This is a genomic window from Mesobacillus sp. AQ2 (assembly GCF_030122805.1).
Lineage (GTDB): Bacteria > Bacillota > Bacilli > Bacillales > Cytobacillaceae > Mesobacillus > Mesobacillus oceanisediminis_A.
Genome location: NZ_CP126080.1, coordinates 1163403 through 1180546 on the forward strand (window position 1 = coordinate 1163403; position 17144 = coordinate 1180546).

The following is a 17144-nucleotide window of genomic DNA, read 5'->3' on the forward strand; positions in this document are numbered from 1 at the left end:
AGATGAAGCATGCGTGAAGTGGTAATCGTCGAAGCCGTCAGGACACCTGTCGGCAGGAGAAAAGGGTTGTTAAAGGATATCAGGCCGGATGAACTGGCTGCAGGAGTTTTGAAAGAGGTTGTGAAGCGGGCTGGAATTGATGCGGGGCTGGTGGAAGATGTCATCTTTGGCTGTGTGACACAGTCAGGAGAACAGGCCGGAGATATTGCCAGGGTAGCCGCTTTGACTGCTGGTTTCCCGATTGAAGTTCCAGGAACGACCATTGACCGCCAATGCGGATCCAGTCAGCAGGCAGTCCATTTTGCTGCCCAGGCGATTCTTTCGGGGGACATGGATGTCGTCATTGCCGGCGGCGTTGAAAATATGACCCGTGTTCCAATGGGGTCGAATTACCAGGACGCCAACCCTTTCAGTCCTAAATTAAGAGAGCAATACGAGATGATCCATCAAGGACTATCAGCAGAACGGATTGCGGAGAAATACGGTTTTACCCGCCGGGAGCTTGATGAATTCTCTGCGGAAAGCCACCGCCGGGCTTTGAAGGCGCAGGCTGAAGGTTATTTTGAAAAAGAAATCATGCCGATGGAGGTCACACTAGAAAATGGTGAAACGATTTCGATGACGGAGGACTCAGGGCCGCGTGAAGGAACGACACCTGAAGTGTTGGCCGGGCTGAAAACGGTGTTTAAAGAGGATGGTGTCATCCATGCAGGGAACTCGAGCCAGATCAGTGACGGAGCAGGAGCGCTGCTGTTGATGAGCCGTGAAAAAGCAGAAGAGCTTGGCTTGAAACCGCGCTTCAAGGTCCACACCAGGGTAGTGGTAGGTTCAGACCCGACACTGATGCTGACAGGCCCGATTCCTGCCACAGAAAAGGTCCTCAAAAAAGCCGGGCTAAAGCTTGAGGACATCGATGTATTCGAAGTCAATGAAGCGTTCGCACCTGTCCCGATGGCATGGCTGAAGGAAACAGGCGCAGACCCAGCGAAGCTGAATCCGAATGGAGGGGCAATTGCGCTCGGTCACCCTCTTGGAGCAAGCGGCGCCCGCCTGATGATTTCGATGATGCACGAACTGGAACGTACCGGCGGCCGATATGGCCTGCAAACAATGTGCGAAGGACATGGCATGGCGAACGCCACCATAATTGAGCGGTTAGATTAATAGATTCCTAAATACTCATTGATGCTCGAAGTTCAAAGAAAATAGAAAAACAGGTCACCAATAAGGTCTATTGGCGCCTGAAAACAGCGGAAAAAGGGAAAAAGGTCACCAATGAGGTCTATTGGCGCCCGAAAACAGCAGAAAAAGGAAAAAGAGGTCACCAATAAGGTCCATTGGTGCCCGAAAACAGCAGAAAAAGGAAAGACAGGTCACCAATGAGGTCCATTGGCGCCTGAAAACAGCAGAAAAGAGAAAGAATAGGTCACCAATGGAACTTCCATATACAGCTACTCTGAAAAGCATAAAACGACATTTTATTAGGAGGAATGCAAATGAGCACAACGATCGGCAAGATTTTTGACCTGACCGTAATGAAGTTCCCGAACAAGGAAGCCCTCTATGATGTCCGCAAGAATGTCCGCTTTACGTACAGTGAATGGAATGACGAGGTGAACAGGCTCGCCAATGCGCTTCTTGCTGAAGGAGTGAAGAAGGGGGACCGTGTATCAACATTCACTTTCAATACTGAGGAGCTGGGCACAGCGTTTTTTGCATGTGCTAAGATTGGCGCAGTCTTCAATCCTATCAATTTCAGGCTGCTGGGGGAAGAGGTTGCGTTCATCCTGGGAGACGCTGCGCCGAAGGTTGTCCTTTTTGAGAAAGCGGTGGAACCGGTCATTGCTTCGATTGAAAACAGGTTCCCGCATATCTCTTTCTGGTATATCGACGAAGATACGCCTGATTATGCCCAGAGCTACCATGAAAAAGTAAATGCGGCAGATACGAAGCAGGTTCAAGTTGAAGTGAATGAAAATGACCTATACGCAATTATGTACACAAGCGGTACGACTGGGAGGCCAAAAGGAGTCATGCACAAGCATCGCAATATGGTTGAGCAGAGTATGATTGTTGTCGGTTCAACTAAACTGGGTGCGAATGATAAAGGATTGGTGACTGCGCCAATGTTTCACTGCGCTGAACTGCATTGCGCCTTCCTGCCTAGAATCCATGTCGGCGGCAGCAATGTCATCCTCCATCAATTCGCACCAAAGAAAGTACTTGAGCTGATTGATTCGGAGAAAATCACGAAGTTCTTTGCCGCTCCAACAATGTGGAATATGCTTTTACAGGAGAAGCTGTCAGACTTTAATATCGAAAGCTTGAAGCTGGGATTGTATGGAGCCGCCCCGATGGCTCCGTCCCTTGTCCATGCCTGCCATGATCAGCTTGGCATCAAGCTTGTCCAGGCATATGGTATGACGGAAATGGGACCGGCCATCACCTTTCTTTCTGAGGAAGACCAGCTGACAAAAGCAGGTGCTGCTGGCCAGGCATGCCTGAACCACGAAATCCGGATTGTCCGCCCGAATGAGGATGGACCGTCCGATCCCGAAGACGTCCTTCCGCCTGGCGAAAGCGGTGAAATCATCGTCCATGGTCCATGCATGATGTCAGGCTATTTCAATCGTGAAGAAGCAACAGAAAAAGCGATGTACAAGGGCTGGTACCATTCAGGTGATATTGGCTACCTCGATGAAGAGGGTTATCTGTGGGTGAAGGACAGGGTGGATGACATGATCATCAGCGGCGGTGAAAATATTTATCCTCGCGAGGTCGAGGATGTTCTCCATGCCCATGAAGGTGTGCTTGATGTGGCGATTGTCGGGCAGCCGGATGACCGCTGGGGTGAATCTGTAACAGCCTTTGTCGTGAAAAAAGATCTGCAGGTAACGGAAGAAGCGTTGGATGAATGGTGCAAAAACAGTGACAGCCTGGCAAATTACAAACGCCCGCGCAAGTATCTGTTCGTTGAGGCACTGCCACGGAATGCGAGCGGGAAAATCCAGAAATTCATGCTGCGCAAGCAAATGGAGGAATTGTTTTCAAAAGGACAGCCGACTTAGTGGAAAGGATTTTCAATCATGTTGAATGGTATTAAAATCGTCGACTTCACGAATTATATCCCGGGCCCTTTTGCAACCCTGAGGCTGGCGGAACTTGGGGCGGAGATTGTCAAGGTTGAAGCACCCGGCGGAGACCCGGCAAGGAACACTGGACAAGGATATGTCTTCAACGCCCATAACCGCGGTAAAAAAAGCATCGTAATCGATTTGAAGCAGACGGAAGGAAAAATGCTTGCCCTTGATTTGCTTGCGGAGGCGGATGTCATAGTTGAAAGCTTCAGACCAGGAGTGATGGAAAAGCTGGGTCTTGGCTATGGGGACGTAAAAAAGCACAACCCGGCCATCATCTATTGCTCGGTGACCGGCTACGGTTCAGGTGGAGAAATGAGCGGACTCGGCAGCCATGACCTGAATTACATGAGCTTGAGCGGGGCTTTGGCCCAGTTGAAGGACAGTACAGGAAGGCCGGTTCATCCAACCCATACTTTTTCCGACTATATCGGGGGATTGGCTGCGAGTGAACGGATTCTCGCAGCGCTGGTAGCAAGGGGGAGAACTGGAGAGGGAAGCTATCACTGTATCGCGATTGCCGACAGTATGGCTTCCCTGATGGCGAATCATGTGCTGATCGAAAAAGAGACGGGATACCAGCATGGCGTTTCAGTCCTGAACGGTACTGTCATCGGCTATGGGATTTACGAAACCAAGGACGGGCGCTATGTCAGCCTTGGGGCTCTAGAACCAAAATTTTGGAGTAATTTTTGCCATGCTGTTGGCCATCCGGATTGGCAGCCTGCGCATTATTCCAAACCGGAAGAATCCAATCCTGTCTACCTGGAGCTTGTTCAGTTGTTTAAAAGCAAATCGTTGTCAGAGTGGGCGGGATTCGGCATGGAAGTTGACTGCTGCCTGACCCCTGTCCTTGAGGCAGGCGAGTTGTCGGACTATCCATATTGGAAGGAAAAGAGCTTCATCCTGCCAGAAGGCCAAATTAAAATGCATGGCGATTTGCCAGCGCGGGAGAGTACGTCCTCTCCTGAAAAAGGAGAACAGACAGAAGAAATTATAAAAGAGTGGCTAGGTGCAGAAATCAGGTTAAATAAGAATTCTTAGTGAGCGGAAGGGGAATGGACGGTTATGATGAATGTTCCATTGACAGTAGGATCTCTTTTGGAAAGAGCAGAAAAGTTTTTCCCGAAAAAGCAGGTAGTGTCGAGGACACTATCAGGTATTCACCGATTCACCTACAAGGAAATTGGCGAGCGGACCCGCAGACTTGCCAGCGCGCTTGAAAAGCTTGGTATCGAAAAAGGTGACCGTGTCGGCACTTTTGCCTGGAACCACCATCGTCACCTGGAAGTTTATTTTGCTGCACCTGGGATGGGAGCTGTGCTCCATACGATCAATATCCGACTATCTCCCGAGCATGTCTCATATATTATCAATCATGCTGAGGACAAGGTTTTGCTTGTCGATGAGGATCTTGTGCCGTTGATTGAGCGGAGCAAGGATCAATTTAAAACGGTGGAAGCATATATCATCATGACCGACAAAGACGAGCTGCCGGAAACAACATTGGAACCTGTCTATTCATATGAAGAATTATTGCGGGAATCAAGTCCAGAGTTTGAATTCCTAAAAGATTTAGATGAAAATGATCCGGCGGGAATGTGCTACACTTCAGCCACAACCGGCAACCCAAAGGGGGTTGTTTACTCCCATAGAGGTATCGTACTCCACAGTTTCGCGTTTGGCCTGGCTGATACTGCTGCATTATCGGAAACAGATGTCGTCCTGCCGGTTGTCCCGATGTTTCATGCCAATGCCTGGGGTCTGCCTTTCGCCGCGACATGGTTCGGTTCGACCCAGGTGCTTCCCGGCCCGCTGTTCACCCCGAAGCTGCTGGCAGATTTGATTGAACAGGAGAAGGTCACCTTCACCGCAGGAGTACCGACAATCTGGCTAGGCCTGCTGAATGAACTTGAAAAAGGAAGCTATGATACATCATCGCTCAGATCGATTGTTTGCGGAGGTTCTGCTGCACCGCGCGGCATGATCAAAGCATTCGAAACGAAGTACAAAATCCCGTTCCTGCACGCATATGGCATGACTGAAACCACTCCCCTGACAACAGTTTCCCGTTTGAAGAGCTATCAGGTTGGGCTAGAGGAAGATGAAATCCTCGACATCCGTTCAAAGCAGGGGCTGCTCGTTCCTGGCCTGGAGATGAAAGTCATCGGAGGAAATGGTGAAGTAAAGTGGGATGGAGAAGAAATGGGAGAACTGCTGCTGCGGGGGCCATGGATTGCGGACGAATATTATAAAGATGAACGATCAGCAGATGCATTCCGTGATGGCTGGCTTTATACAGGCGATGTCGCCACAGTGGATGAAGAAGGCGTCATCAAGCTTGTTGACCGGACAAAGGACTTAATCAAGAGCGGGGGCGAATGGATCTCATCCGTTGACCTTGAAAACGCCCTTATGGCGCATGATGCCGTGTTCGAAGCAAGTGTCGTAGCCGTTCCACATGAACAATGGCAGGAACGCCCGATTGCCTGTGTCGTCCTTAATGAGCAATACAAAGGTCAGGTCGACAAGGATGAGCTGCTAGAATTCATTGCACCCCAGTTCGCCAAGTGGTGGCTGCCAGATGATGTAGTGTTTATGGAAGAAATCCCGAAAACCTCCGTCGGAAAATTCCTGAAGCGGGCATTGAGGGACCAATTGAAAGACCATCTGGTGCAGAATTCATAATGAATAATAACGGCAAAGTGCTGCTTGTGGGTGCGATTAGTTCATAAAGGTGCCCTTATGAGAAGGGAAACTCCAGTATAAGCGCACGAAAAGGAGAGAAAGGTGCCCTTATGGGAAGGGAAACACGTGTATAAGGGTACGAAAAGGAGAGAAAGGTGCCCTTATGAGAAGGAAAACTCCTGTATAAGGGTGCGATAAGGAGAGAAAGGTGCCCTTATGAGAAGGAAAACTCCTGTATAAGGGTGCGATAAGGAGAGAAAGGTGCCCTTATGAGAAGGGAAACTCCTGCATAAGGGTACGAAAAGGAGAGAAAGGTGCCCTTATGAGAAGGGAAACTCCTTTATAAGGGCACGAAAAGGAGAGAAAGGTGCCCTTATGAAAATGGAAACTCCTGCATAAGGGTACGAAAAGGAGAGAAAGGTGCCCTTATGAAAAGGGAAACTCCTGCATAAGGGTACGAAAAGGAGAGAAAGGTGCCCTTATGGGAAGGGAAACTCCTGTATAAGGGCACGAAAAGGAGAGAAAGGTGCCCTTATGAGAAGGGACATTCCTGCCTAAGGGCACTATTAACTCTTAAATGTAACCTTAGTGAATAACCTAATAAATGAGCCGGCTGTCAAAGTGCAGCCGGTTTTAATTTGAAAAAGAATTGCAAAAATCAGGAAAATGATTTAGTATTTAGTTAAATAACTAAATACTTAAATTATCTCAAACAAAGGGAGGTATTTAGCTTGAATGATGCTTTCAAAGCACTTTCAGACCCTACCAGAAGAAAGATCCTCGATCTGTTGAAGGATAGGGATATGACTGCTGGAGAAATCGCAGACCAGTTTAACATGACAAAACCGAGTATCTCACAACACTTGAAGCTGCTGAAGAATGCCGGTTTGATCCAGGATGAGAAGCAGGGACAGTTCATCATTTATTCTCTTCATACGACTGTCTTCCAGGAGCTCATCAGCTGGGCGTTCAGCTTTACAGAAAATAATAAAGACCGGGAAGGGGAAAAATAAAATGAAAAAGCATGTATTGCCTTTGACTATGATCGGCCTCCTGATCCTTGCGTGGATTATTGCGTTTCCGAAGCTGCCTGAACAAATGCCGATTCACTGGGATGTAAACGGGGAAGCAAATGGTTTTGCTTCTAAGCTCAATGCAATGTTCTCTACACTTGGTATCATGGTGATCCTGTATATATCCATGGCTTTCTTGCCAAAAGTAGATCCAAGGAAAACAAACTATAAGTACTTCTCGAAAAGTTATCGCATTATATTAAATGCCATTATAGGAGTCCTTTTTGTCATCAACATACTGATGCTGGCAAATGCGATTGGGTATGATGTCCCTTTTGGCAGTATCGGCCCGCTGATTGTCGGAATTATCTTTATGATCCTTGGAAACTATATGCCTCAGGTCCGGTCTAACTTTTTCATTGGCATTCGAACTCCATGGACACTCAGCAGTGATGAAGTATGGAAAAAGACACATCGGGCTGCTTCAAAAATCTTTTTCTTTGGCGGTCTGGCCATGATATTGGCTACCTTCGTTCCTGGTTATTGGAAGGAAGCAGTGCTTTTCAGCGTGATTGCCGTTACCGTCATTGCGCCTTATATTTATTCTTACGTTCTTTTCAATAGAAAGCTATAGAGATACCAAAGAAAGGAACTTGATGTCGGGGAGGAACAAATGTTGACGGTCCAAAAAATGGATCGTTTTTTTATCTTTCAATTCAAAAAATTCACCAAAAAGAGTATGATAGAAGGTATAAAAATTCGGAAGACGAAATAACGTTATTGGTCAACTGGGGGTACGTTTTCTATGAGTATATTTTCATTTGTAAAACCATATCGCATTCCAATCGCAGCTGCACTAAGCTTAATGCTTATCGAATTGGCTGTTGAACTTTTCCAGCCGCTTTTGATTGCTAAGATTATCGATGAAGGAATTGTCGCAAGGGATCTTGACACGGTCATCAAATGGGGCGGAGTCATGCTTGGAATCTCCTTTCTTGCCTTTGCATCGGGTATTGCGAACTCGTTCATAGCTGCCCGTGCAGGCCAAAGTTTTGGCTTTGACCTTCGAGAAAAGCTGTTTGCGAAAGTCCAGGCTTTTTCGTTCACAAACTTCAGCCATTTCCCCTCCTCTTCTTTGATCACGAGGATCACCAATGATGTGACCCAGCTGCAGAATACGTTCTTCATGAGCCTGCGGATTGCGATGCGTGCCCCACTTCTTGTGATCGGGGGAATCATCATGGCCATGATGGTTCATGTGAAATTGGCCCTGCCGTTTGTCATCATCATCCCGCCACTGTTGATTTTCCTAATTTGGATCATGAGGAAGGCTGCAGGTTTATTTAAAAATGTTCAGAAGCGTCTTGACAGAGTGAATGGCGTAATGAGGGAAAACCTTGTTGGCATGAGGTTGATCAAAGCTTTTGCCAGGGGGAATTATGAAGGTACTAGATTTGAAAAAGCGAATAATAAACTAAGAGAACGAACAGTGTTTGCTTTGAGGGTGACTGAAGCAACGATTCCAGTGCTGCTGCTATTCATGAATTTAAGCGTCATTGCGGTTCTATGGTTTGGAAAAATAGACGTTCAGTCTGGCAGGGTGTCTGTAGGTGAAGTGGTCGCGATCGTGAACTACGCTGCGAGGATTACTGCTGCTTTTTCAATGTTTTCATGGATCATAATGGTATTCTCACGTTCCAGGGCATCGGCTGAGCGTGTAACGGAAGTACTGAATGAGGGAGTCGATCTTGAAGATACCGCTGGAAGCCAGGATGTATACGGAATTTCTGCAGGTAAAATTGAGTTTGATAAGGTCTCATTCCAGTTCCCAGACACCAATATTCCGATTCTTGCAGATTTATCGTTTAAGATCGATCAGGGAGAAACCGTAGCGGTCCTTGGAGCGACCGGTGCGGGAAAAACGGCAATGTTCCAGCTTATCCCGCGCTTATACGATGTAACAAGCGGAGAAATCCGAATCGATGGCAAGAATATTAAGGATCTTAAGCTTAAAAGTCTCAGGGAGGGAATCGGCTACGTTCCTCAGGAGGCATTGCTGTTCACCGGATCGATCAAGGAGAACCTCGCCTGGGGCAAGCAGGATGCGACCGAAGAGGAGTTGGTCAAGGCAGCATCAGATGCCCAAATCCACGAAACAATCCAGAAACTGCCGAACAAATATGATACGCTTCTCGGGCAGAAAGGTGTCAACCTTTCGGGCGGACAGAAGCAGCGATTATCCATTGCTCGTGCATTGATTAAAAAACCCAAAATCCTTCTGCTCGATGACAGCACTAGTGCGCTGGATTTAAAAACAGAAGCAAAGCTGCTGCAAGCCATAAGCAAATATGAGTGTACAACAGTCATCATTACACAAAAGATCAGCACCGCCAAGGAAGCTGATAAAATTCTCTTGCTGGAAGATGGAGCTTTAATTGGCTATGGCGACCATCAATACCTGCTCAAGCATTCTTCGCTTTATCAGGCAATCTACAACTCCCAGTTCGGGGAGGTGAAGGCAGGATGCTAAAAAGGCAAAGAGAAAACAAGGCAGGCAGCAATAAAAGTACGGTTAAGGGGATTGGACCGACAATCAGGAGGATCTGGTCCTATCTTGCAGGCCAACGGAGCCTGCTGATCCTGGTCCTGTTAATGGTGGTGGCGAGTTCAGCGCTTGGATTGCTGGGCCCATTCTTGATCGGATGGGGCATCGATCAGTATTTTGCGACAGAATCAGCTGATGGTTTCACTTGGCTATTAATCGGCCTAGGTGCAGTTTACGTGATGCATTCCTTAACATTGTGGTTCCAAAGCTACTGGATGATCGGCATCGCTCAGAAGACTGTCTATATAATGAGGAGGCAGCTCTTCAGCCATTTTCACAAGCTCTCGATTGATTTCTTTAACAAACGCCAGCATGGAGAGCTGATGAGCCGGGTCACCAATGATATCGAAAATGTCAGCGCGACCCTGAATTCCTCTGTCATCCAGATTTTTTCGAGCGTGCTTACCCTTGCGGGAACATTGGCGGTCATGATTTGGCTGAGTCCTTTGCTTACCCTGGTGACGATGATTATCGTTCCATTGATGTTCATGGGGATGAAGTGGATTACGAGCCGTACCGGCAAACTATATAAGGAACAGCAGCGCAGGCTTGGAGAGATGAATGGATATATTGAGGAAACAATTTCCGGACAAAAAATCATCAAATCCTTTTCCCAGGAACCAAAAGTCATTGAAGAGTTCCGCATAAAAAATCAGCAACTGAAGGAATCAGGTTACTGGGCACAGACATTTACAGGCTTTATCCCGAAATTGATGAATATGCTCAATAACCTTAGCTTTACCATCGTGGCAGGAGTGGGCGGTTTCTTCGCCTTAAAAGGATATGTAACGATTGGGACAATTGTTATCTTTACCGAGTACTCCCGACAATTCACAAGACCGTTGAATGATCTGTCGAATCAGTTCAATACCTTGCTGTCAGCTGTTGCAGGAGCCGATCGTGTCTTTGACATCATTGATACGGAGGAAGAGGCTGTAGACGAAAAAGGAGCTGCACCTCTCCTTGGCATCACCGGAAAGGTCGAGTTCAAGGATGTATCTTTTTCCTATGAAAAGGGGGGAGATACCGTTTCTGATTTGAATTTTAACGCAGAACCTGGCCAAACGATTGCATTGGTTGGCCCTACGGGTGCTGGCAAGTCGACAATCATCAACTTGATTTCGCGTTTTTATGAACCAGATCAGGGGATGATTATGATTGATGGGCACGACAGTAAGAAAATCACCCGTGACAGCCTGAGGAAACAAATGGGATTCGTCCTCCAGGATTCATTTTTGTTCCAGGGAAGCATCAGGGAGAATATTCGATATGGAAGACTGGATGCTTCCGATGAGGAGGTAGAGAAGGCTGCCAGGGCTGCAAATGCCCATTCCTTCATTCAACGATTGCCGGAAGGGTATGATACTGAGCTTAGCCAGGATGATGCCGGGATAAGCCAGGGGCAAAAGCAATTACTATCGATTGCCAGAGCCATCCTTGCTGATCCTGCGATTTTGATACTGGATGAAGCGACAAGCAGCATTGATACAATCACTGAGTTGAAAATACAGGAAGCCCTCCAGCATCTGCTGAAGGGAAGAACAAGCTTCATCATTGCCCACCGCTTGAATACGATTAAAAATGCCGATCAGATTATCGTTATAGAGAATGGACAAATCATTGAAAAGGGCAGTCATGACGAATTGCTGGCACAAAAAGGTTTTTACCATGAACTTTATACAAGCCAGCTTGAAAAGAAAATGTTAATGAATTCATAGCAGGGAGCCTCAGGGCTCCTTTTTTATGTTCACAATGCTAATATATGACAAATTTCCCGGGGAATAGAGGAATCATGAAAACTTTGTCGTATTTCTAAAAGTGGATATTGCGTTTGGGCTATACTATTTAACGCTCTTCGATTGGAGAAGATAAAATGCTCGTCGAGAAACTCCTGTTGAATGTTTTGATCATTTTGCTGCCTATCTTTATTCATGGTGTTCTTTTTGATAACAAAAGTGTTGGGAAATCACCTTATTTATGCGGAATCCTGCAAAGCCTGGCTCTGTTTCTCTCGCTTGCGTTTTCATATGAACTGGGCGGATTATACTGGGATCTTCGGTATGTCCCTTTGGTAGTAGCATTTTTGTATGGGGGGCCGATTGCAGGGGGGATGGTCTTATTTACTTATCTTGCAACAAGGACATTCATGGGAGGGGATCTCCTTCTCGGTTATGCAAGCGGTTTTTTGGCAGCATTGTTTCCATTCTTGTTCATGAAGAGTTTTTGGACCTTTGATGCTAAGAAGAGGGTCAGGACAGCGGTTATTGTTGGTTTCTGGCCATCACTTTCTATGCTTATCATTTTAATCACTAATACTTTTCTCAGTAATGCAGCAGCATCAGAAGATTCAAATAAGGTCTTGATGAACATAACGATTTTTGGTGTGATACAGATTTTCTCTGTATGGGTAGCAGCTTTCCTCAATGAGGCATTGATAGAAAAGGATTTGATGAAGAAAGAAATCCTCAGGGCTGAAAAGCTTAATACATTGGGGGAACTTGCAGCGTCCATTGCACATGAAATCAGGAATCCACTGACAGTAGTGAAAGGTTTTCTGCAAATGATGCACAAGCAGGAAAAGGGAGATAACTTTTACTATTTGAGTCTGGTTCTGACTGAGCTTGGAAGGGCTGAGTCAATCATTAATGATTACCTGAATTTCGCAAAGCCGCAATTTGAAAAGCTGGAGGACGCAGAACTGGCTGAAATAATTACAGAAGTAACCATCCTCCTGGAAGCCTTTGCCGCAAAAGAAGGGGTACAGGTGAACGTAAAGCTTGAGTGGGGTGTGTTTGCAAAAGCCGACCGGAACCAGCTGAAGCAAGCTTTAGTGAATATAATAAAGAATGCAATCGAAGCCACGGAAGAAGGCGGGGAGGTCTTTGTCAGCCAGGCATCGGCAGGGCCAGAATCTTATGTCATCGTCTCAGACACAGGTAAAGGGATGGATCAGGAGCAGCTGGCACGTCTTGGGACACTTTTTTACACAACTAAAGATAAAGGTACCGGACTTGGTACATCCGTTTCAATGAAAATCATTGAAGCGATGGGCGGGTCTATTGCATTCAAGAGTGATTTAGGAGTAGGAACGGAAGCCACGATCATCCTGCCAACGTATAATAAGGATGCAGCAGGAGCAGATCCACTTCAGGGGAATGAAGCCATGTAATGATTTTCAAAGAAAATCGGACAAATAGAAAAAGCGAACCGTTATCGGTTCGCTTTCAAGTAACTTGCTACTCCACAAGATGTATAATAAATCATCCATTTATAAACTTTGCCGCGGTACAAAATTCCACTTGACCATTTTTAACCTAAACGACGCAAGCCCTACCTCTCTTGCATCCTTACGGCTCCGAAGCCGATCCAGTGTGAATAAGTTGTTACCTAAAAATAAAAGCAGAACGCCATTAATTGTTTACATAGTATTGGTTGTGACTCAAGTTACTTCCTTTTGGCGAAGCTTATTCATTATATTTCATTTTCCAGCAGATGTCAACTGTTTTTTTACAAATGTTTGAAGTCTTTACTGTTTCCGTAAATTTTCCTGTGCCATTTTCACGAGCTCCCGGACCATGCTTCCACCCAATTTTCCCCCAACTTTTCCAGCTTCCCGGGTTGAAAGATTACCGTTATAACCCTTATTAAGGGGAACGCCAACCTCTTTGGCTGTTTCAAATTTTGCATCCTCCGCTTTTATTGTACCGGCTACCTGTGCTTTTAGATCATCAAGTGCCTTCCTGGCTTCCGGTACAAGGATCTTATTCCTTCTTGCCATTAGTGATCCCTCCATAATGATCATTACATTCTCACGTTAGTATTGGTAATGAAGAAGAATATTATTAAATAATGAACCGTTCAGATTACGGGATATAGGTTTTATTGCATTAATAAAAGGGTAAATATTATAGCCAATTTAATTATCCTCAAACTTATCAACAAACAAAAACTATTATTTATAAGTACTCCACAGCTTTATCCACATTATCCACAGGAATATCGTTAAATTACGATAGATAAATAAACCCTAATATTAAAAGCTTTTAGAGAATTTATTAACAATATTCACATGTATGTGGGTAACTTATTTTTGTACAATTAGTGAAAATACTTGTTTAATGAAGCGGTTGGGAGTAAATTAGAAGTATCGAAAGTTAGTGAAGTAATTCACAAACTCAAGTTCCTGATTTGCTAACCGTAGATATTCCCCCTTCCCTTAAAAGGAAAAAGCAGAATCATTTTGATTCTGCTTTTTCCTATATGAGAGGGTTATTTTCTTCTGCTTTTGGCACGCTGGTCTGCAGCTTTTGAACGTGCCATTGCTTCAAGATCATCGTGGTCAGCTAAATCGCGATCGAATTCTACATCAATGCCATCAGATTTCATGTTTTTTGGTACTTGTGGAAGGGATGCTTTATTGCGATCACGTGTTTTGTGTCCATGTGCTCTTCCCATTCGAAAAACCCCTTTCAAAAGTTAAAAGTACGGAAATGCATTATTTCCGTACTTTTATGTTCCTCCAAAAGAAGCGCCTTAATGCCTAATATCTCTTTCCAGCTGCATAGCCGCCTGCTCTGTCTGCTTTTTTGAATTCTCGGCTGTATGTAACTTCCTGCATGCTTGATAATGTACTCTTTGTCTTATCCCTTTTTTTCTTATCCAATCCAATTCACCCTTTCAATGTGTGTACCTTATAAGTATTTCCTTGTTGAAAGGGATTAAACACCTTTATTTTCCTAAAATTCCTTTAAGGGCTTTTTCAAGTTCTGGATACTTGAATTTAAAACCGGCTTTTAGAAGCTTTGAGGGAACGACATTCTGGCCTTCCAGCAAAAGCATGCTCATATCTCCAAGAGCGATTTTCAGGGCAAAGGAGGGAACCGGAAGCCAATTGGGGCGTCCCAACACTTTGGATAAAATTTGGCCAAACTGATCCATTGTTACTGGTGAAGGAGAGACAAAGTTTACTGGACCGTCCAACTGGTCATTCCCAATTGCATAAATAATTCCACGAATGACATCCTCAATATGAATCCATGAGAGCCACTGAGTACCAGAGCCGACTTTTCCGCCCGCAAAAAATTTATACGGGAGCATCATCTTTGGCAAGGCTCCGCCATTTTTATCCAGGATCACACCGAATCGGCAAAGCACCACCCGGGAGCCTAATTCTTTTGCCTGGGTTGCGGCAGCCTCCCAGCGCCAGACCGTGTCAGCCAGAAAGTCATTAGCTGGATCCGATTGTTCGTTGAAAACTTCTGTCAGCGAGGTGCCGTAATAACCCACTGCACTTGCATTGATTAAGACAGGAGGCTTATTTTTAAGTGACTCGATAATCCTGTTCACTTCGCTGGTCGCCTTAATCCTGCTGTCCATGATCTTCTGTTTGTACTCATCTGTCCATCTGTCATTAATAGTTGCGCCTGCAAGATTCACGATTGCATTAATGCCTTCAAGCTCATTTTCCGGATTGTCAGCCTCATTGAGCCACTGAACAAATTTTGGATTATGGCTGCCTTGATCTTTCCTATTCCGGGTTAAAATGAATACTTCATGTCCGTTACGGATAAGTTCACTGCTTAAAGCCCTGCCGACAAGCCCTGTTCCTCCGGTTATGGCTATTTTCATGGTCAACCTCCTAAGTTTTCCTTTTATGTATATAGTACTGCTTTTAAAATGATAAACCTCCTTTGAATGTGTTAAAGTTTCTTTAGAGGTGAAAATCAAATGCCAGCCATTACGAAAATCTCCGTCCAAAAACACAATAAAGACAGATACAGCATTTTTACCGACAGCGGAAGGGGAGAAGAGTACGCGTTCAGCGTCGATGAAGATGTTTTAATAAAATATAATTTGAAAAAGGGAATGGAACTGGATGACTTTGCGGTCACGGAAATGCTTTTTCAGGACGATATCCGGAAAGCCTATAATACAGCAATCAATTATCTTTCACACCGCATGCGCTCAGAGTCTGAAGTCCGTGAACACCTTAAGAAAAAAGAAATCTCAGATTCCGTCATAAAAGAAGCAATCCATAAATTATATGAGTTTAAATTCCTGAATGATGAGGAATTTGCCAACGCTTTTGTCCGGACACAACTGAATACGACGGATAAAGGCGCGGAAGTCATTAAACTGGAACTGAAGGAGAAAGGGATTGCTCCCGATCTGATCACAAAAGTGGTCGATGAGGTCTCATTCGATGAACAGTTGGAAAAAGCAATCAAACTCAGTGAAAAATATGCTTTGAAGAATAAGAAGGACTCATCGAGGATCCTTAAGCAGAAAATTGAACAGATGCTTAGGCGCAAAGGTTATTCATTTTCGATCATACATGCTGCTTTGGATGAGACAGAGATTGAAAAAGAAGACGATGCTGAAATGGATGCATTGCGTATTCAAGGAGAAAAACTGCACAGCAAGTACAGTAAGCTTTCAGAACGTGAATACAGACAGAAGCTGAAGATGGCATTGTACCGCAAGGGATTTCCAATGGAAATGATCGATGAATTCATTTCCGAAAAAGAGAATGAGGAATAAAAAAATCATGACTGGCGTCATGATTTTTTCGATTCTATAACAATTTCGGGTTTTTCGAGATTATCGATAATGATTCCGGCCACTTCAGCAGCAGAACGAAACCTAGCCGGGTCTGCCACATGCTCGCTTTCATCCCAGAATGGAGTATTCATCCCGCCCATATAGGCAGCGACGAAACGGATGTCTGTTTCTTCGTACTCCTTCTGCAGGCTTTCGGTAAAGCCTCTGACGGCGAATTTGCTGGAACAATAGACAGCTTCATTCTTTTTCCCCCGTAGTCCGGCCGTCGAGACGATGTTCAGGACAAGGCCCTCATGATTCAGTTCAAGGTAGGGAAGGATGGCCTTCGTCATATGGATCGTTCCAAAAACATTTGTCTGGAACATTTCTTCGATTTCTGTATCGGAGCTTTCGGAGAACGGACCGAAGTATCCGAGGCCGGCATTATTTATGAGCCCGTACAATTCATGTTTTTTGCTAATCAACAACGCTTTCTCCTTGATATCCTCCAGATTGCGAAGGTCAAGCGTGAGTGCGGTGGCACTTCCCCCTGATTGTTCAATCTGCTCCTTGACGGCATTTAGTTTATCTTCTGTTCTTCCTGTCAAAATCATATGGTAATCCTGTTTGGCCAGCAGCAGTGAGAGCTCTTTTCCAAGGCCGGTGCCGGCACCAGTCACAATGATTGCTTTCATGATAGCCTCCTTAAGATAACATGCTATAATTTAGTTATATCTTAAATGCTTGAATGTTAAAAGCAAGAACTATCCAGGAGTGAATCAATATGGGCAGAGAAAAACGTTACAGCGAAATGACCGAATATGAATTGAACCAGGAAATCGCCAGTCTCCGCGACAAGGCAAGGAAAGCAGAACAAATGGGAATGGCAAGTGAACTGGCCGTTTATGAGCGGAAGATTGCCATGGCCAGATCCTATATGCTCAACCCGGATGATTTTAAGCCAGGTGAAGTCTATGGCATCGAAGGAGACCCGGGAGCCTACTTTAAAATCGATTATATGAATGGTGTATTTGCCTGGGGTGCACGTCTTAACGGAGATGGTAAAGAAGAAGCACTGCCGATTTCCCTTTTAACGGAAACAGAGCAAAACCAGAATAATTAAGAATCTGGTTTTGCTCATGTGTTAAAGGATGGAACAGC

General features: G+C 45.2%; 16 protein-coding genes. 11 read left to right on the forward strand and 5 right to left on the reverse strand.

The window, feature by feature from the left end:
* Positions 1-9: 9 nt before the first annotated feature.
* The 9 genes from QNH36_RS05735 to QNH36_RS05775 all read left to right on the forward strand — a co-directional run bounded on the left by QNH36_RS05735 (position 10) and on the right by QNH36_RS05775 (position 12612).
* A complete protein-coding gene (locus QNH36_RS05735; protein WP_144475057.1) occupies positions 10-1164 on the forward strand; it encodes a thiolase family protein in 1155 nt (384 codons plus the stop codon).
* Between the two features lie 332 nt (positions 1165-1496).
* Entirely contained in the window at positions 1497-3068 is a 1572-nt protein-coding gene (locus QNH36_RS05740; RefSeq protein ID WP_283904917.1) for a fatty acid--CoA ligase, read from the forward strand.
* Positions 3069-3086: 18 nt separating this feature from the next.
* A complete protein-coding gene (locus QNH36_RS05745; protein ID WP_144475055.1) occupies positions 3087-4181 on the forward strand; it encodes a CaiB/BaiF CoA transferase family protein in 1095 nt (364 codons plus the stop codon).
* Positions 4182-4205: 24 nt separating this feature from the next.
* A complete protein-coding gene (locus QNH36_RS05750; protein WP_283904918.1) occupies positions 4206-5825 on the forward strand; it encodes a long-chain fatty acid--CoA ligase in 1620 nt (539 codons plus the stop codon).
* A gap of 731 nt (positions 5826-6556) precedes the next feature.
* Positions 6557-6838 carry an autorepressor SdpR family transcription factor gene (locus QNH36_RS05755; RefSeq protein ID WP_144475053.1) on the forward strand — a complete coding sequence of 94 codons (282 nt, stop codon included), beginning with the start codon at positions 6557-6559 and terminating at the stop codon, positions 6836-6838.
* Position 6839: 1 nt separating this feature from the next.
* The gene (locus QNH36_RS05760) at positions 6840-7472 is read left to right on the forward strand and encodes an SdpI family protein (RefSeq protein WP_283904919.1); all 633 of its coding nucleotides are present in this window, start codon (positions 6840-6842) and stop codon (positions 7470-7472) included.
* A 171-nt stretch (positions 7473-7643) separates the two neighbouring features.
* Positions 7644-9368: an ABC transporter ATP-binding protein gene (locus QNH36_RS05765; protein WP_283904920.1), complete on the forward strand. Its 1725-nt coding sequence runs from the start codon at positions 7644-7646 to the stop codon at positions 9366-9368.
* A complete protein-coding gene (locus QNH36_RS05770) occupies positions 9362-11161 on the forward strand; it encodes an ABC transporter ATP-binding protein (RefSeq protein WP_251543788.1) in 1800 nt (599 codons plus the stop codon). The genes QNH36_RS05765 and QNH36_RS05770 overlap by 7 nt, the downstream gene beginning before the upstream one ends.
* A gap of 155 nt (positions 11162-11316) precedes the next feature.
* Complete coding sequence (locus tag QNH36_RS05775) at positions 11317-12612, forward strand: ATP-binding protein (protein ID WP_283904921.1); 1296 nt, start codon at positions 11317-11319, stop codon at positions 12610-12612.
* Positions 12613-12969: 357 nt separating this feature from the next.
* Here the strand turns inward: QNH36_RS05775 and QNH36_RS05780 are convergent, their stop codons facing one another.
* From QNH36_RS05780 to QNH36_RS05795, 4 genes are all read right to left on the reverse strand, one after another.
* Complete coding sequence (locus QNH36_RS05780) at positions 12970-13221, reverse strand: alpha/beta-type small acid-soluble spore protein (RefSeq protein ID WP_144475048.1); 252 nt, start codon at positions 13219-13221, stop codon at positions 12970-12972.
* A 491-nt stretch (positions 13222-13712) separates the two neighbouring features.
* On the reverse strand, positions 13713-13898 hold the full coding sequence (locus tag QNH36_RS05785; protein ID WP_144475047.1) for a YfhD family protein: 186 nt from the start codon (positions 13896-13898) through the stop codon (positions 13713-13715).
* 85 nt (positions 13899-13983) lie between these two features.
* On the reverse strand, positions 13984-14106 hold the full coding sequence (locus tag QNH36_RS05790; protein WP_144475046.1) for a YfhE family protein: 123 nt from the start codon (positions 14104-14106) through the stop codon (positions 13984-13986).
* Between the two features lie 65 nt (positions 14107-14171).
* Positions 14172-15071 (reverse strand): TIGR01777 family oxidoreductase, encoded by a 900-nt coding sequence (locus QNH36_RS05795; protein ID WP_144475045.1) that lies wholly within the window; start codon positions 15069-15071, stop codon positions 14172-14174.
* A 99-nt stretch (positions 15072-15170) separates the two neighbouring features.
* On the opposite strand from QNH36_RS05795, the gene recX reads away from it, so the two are divergent.
* A complete protein-coding gene (gene recX / locus QNH36_RS05800; protein ID WP_283904922.1) occupies positions 15171-15983 on the forward strand; it encodes a recombination regulator RecX in 813 nt (270 codons plus the stop codon).
* A gap of 17 nt (positions 15984-16000) precedes the next feature.
* Here the strand turns inward: recX and QNH36_RS05805 are convergent, their stop codons facing one another.
* Positions 16001-16678, reverse strand: coding sequence for an SDR family NAD(P)-dependent oxidoreductase (locus QNH36_RS05805; protein ID WP_251543781.1), 678 nt, complete (start codon positions 16676-16678; stop codon positions 16001-16003).
* A gap of 89 nt (positions 16679-16767) precedes the next feature.
* Here QNH36_RS05805 and QNH36_RS05810 point away from each other — a divergent pair, with 89 nt between their 5' ends.
* Positions 16768-17106, forward strand: coding sequence for a YfhH family protein (locus QNH36_RS05810; RefSeq protein ID WP_144475042.1), 339 nt, complete (start codon positions 16768-16770; stop codon positions 17104-17106).
* Positions 17107-17144: the final 38 nt, after the last annotated feature.

Bases quoted from the DNA above. Each gene is read 5' to 3' on its own strand.
- QNH36_RS05750 (WP_283904918.1), top strand. From the start codon at position 4,206: ATGATGAATGTTCCATTGACAGTAGGATCTCTTTTGGAAAGAGCAGAA.
- QNH36_RS05780 (WP_144475048.1), bottom strand. From the start codon at position 13,221: ATGGCAAGAAGGAATAAGATCCTTGTACCGGAAGCCAGGAAGGCACTT.
- QNH36_RS05760 (WP_283904919.1), top strand. From the start codon at position 6,840: ATGAAAAAGCATGTATTGCCTTTGACTATGATCGGCCTCCTGATCCTT.
- recX (WP_283904922.1), top strand. From the start codon at position 15,171: ATGCCAGCCATTACGAAAATCTCCGTCCAAAAACACAATAAAGACAGA.
- QNH36_RS05795 (WP_144475045.1), bottom strand. From the start codon at position 15,071: ATGAAAATAGCCATAACCGGAGGAACAGGGCTTGTCGGCAGGGCTTTA.
- QNH36_RS05775 (WP_283904921.1), top strand. From the start codon at position 11,317: ATGCTCGTCGAGAAACTCCTGTTGAATGTTTTGATCATTTTGCTGCCT.
- QNH36_RS05810 (WP_144475042.1), top strand. From the start codon at position 16,768: ATGGGCAGAGAAAAACGTTACAGCGAAATGACCGAATATGAATTGAAC.
- QNH36_RS05735 (WP_144475057.1), top strand. From the start codon at position 10: ATGCGTGAAGTGGTAATCGTCGAAGCCGTCAGGACACCTGTCGGCAGG.
- QNH36_RS05740 (WP_283904917.1), top strand. From the start codon at position 1,497: ATGAGCACAACGATCGGCAAGATTTTTGACCTGACCGTAATGAAGTTC.
- QNH36_RS05765 (WP_283904920.1), top strand. From the start codon at position 7,644: ATGAGTATATTTTCATTTGTAAAACCATATCGCATTCCAATCGCAGCT.
- QNH36_RS05745 (WP_144475055.1), top strand. From the start codon at position 3,087: ATGTTGAATGGTATTAAAATCGTCGACTTCACGAATTATATCCCGGGC.
- QNH36_RS05770 (WP_251543788.1), top strand. From the start codon at position 9,362: ATGCTAAAAAGGCAAAGAGAAAACAAGGCAGGCAGCAATAAAAGTACG.
- QNH36_RS05805 (WP_251543781.1), bottom strand. From the start codon at position 16,678: ATGAAAGCAATCATTGTGACTGGTGCCGGCACCGGCCTTGGAAAAGAG.
- QNH36_RS05785 (WP_144475047.1), bottom strand. From the start codon at position 13,898: ATGGGAAGAGCACATGGACACAAAACACGTGATCGCAATAAAGCATCC.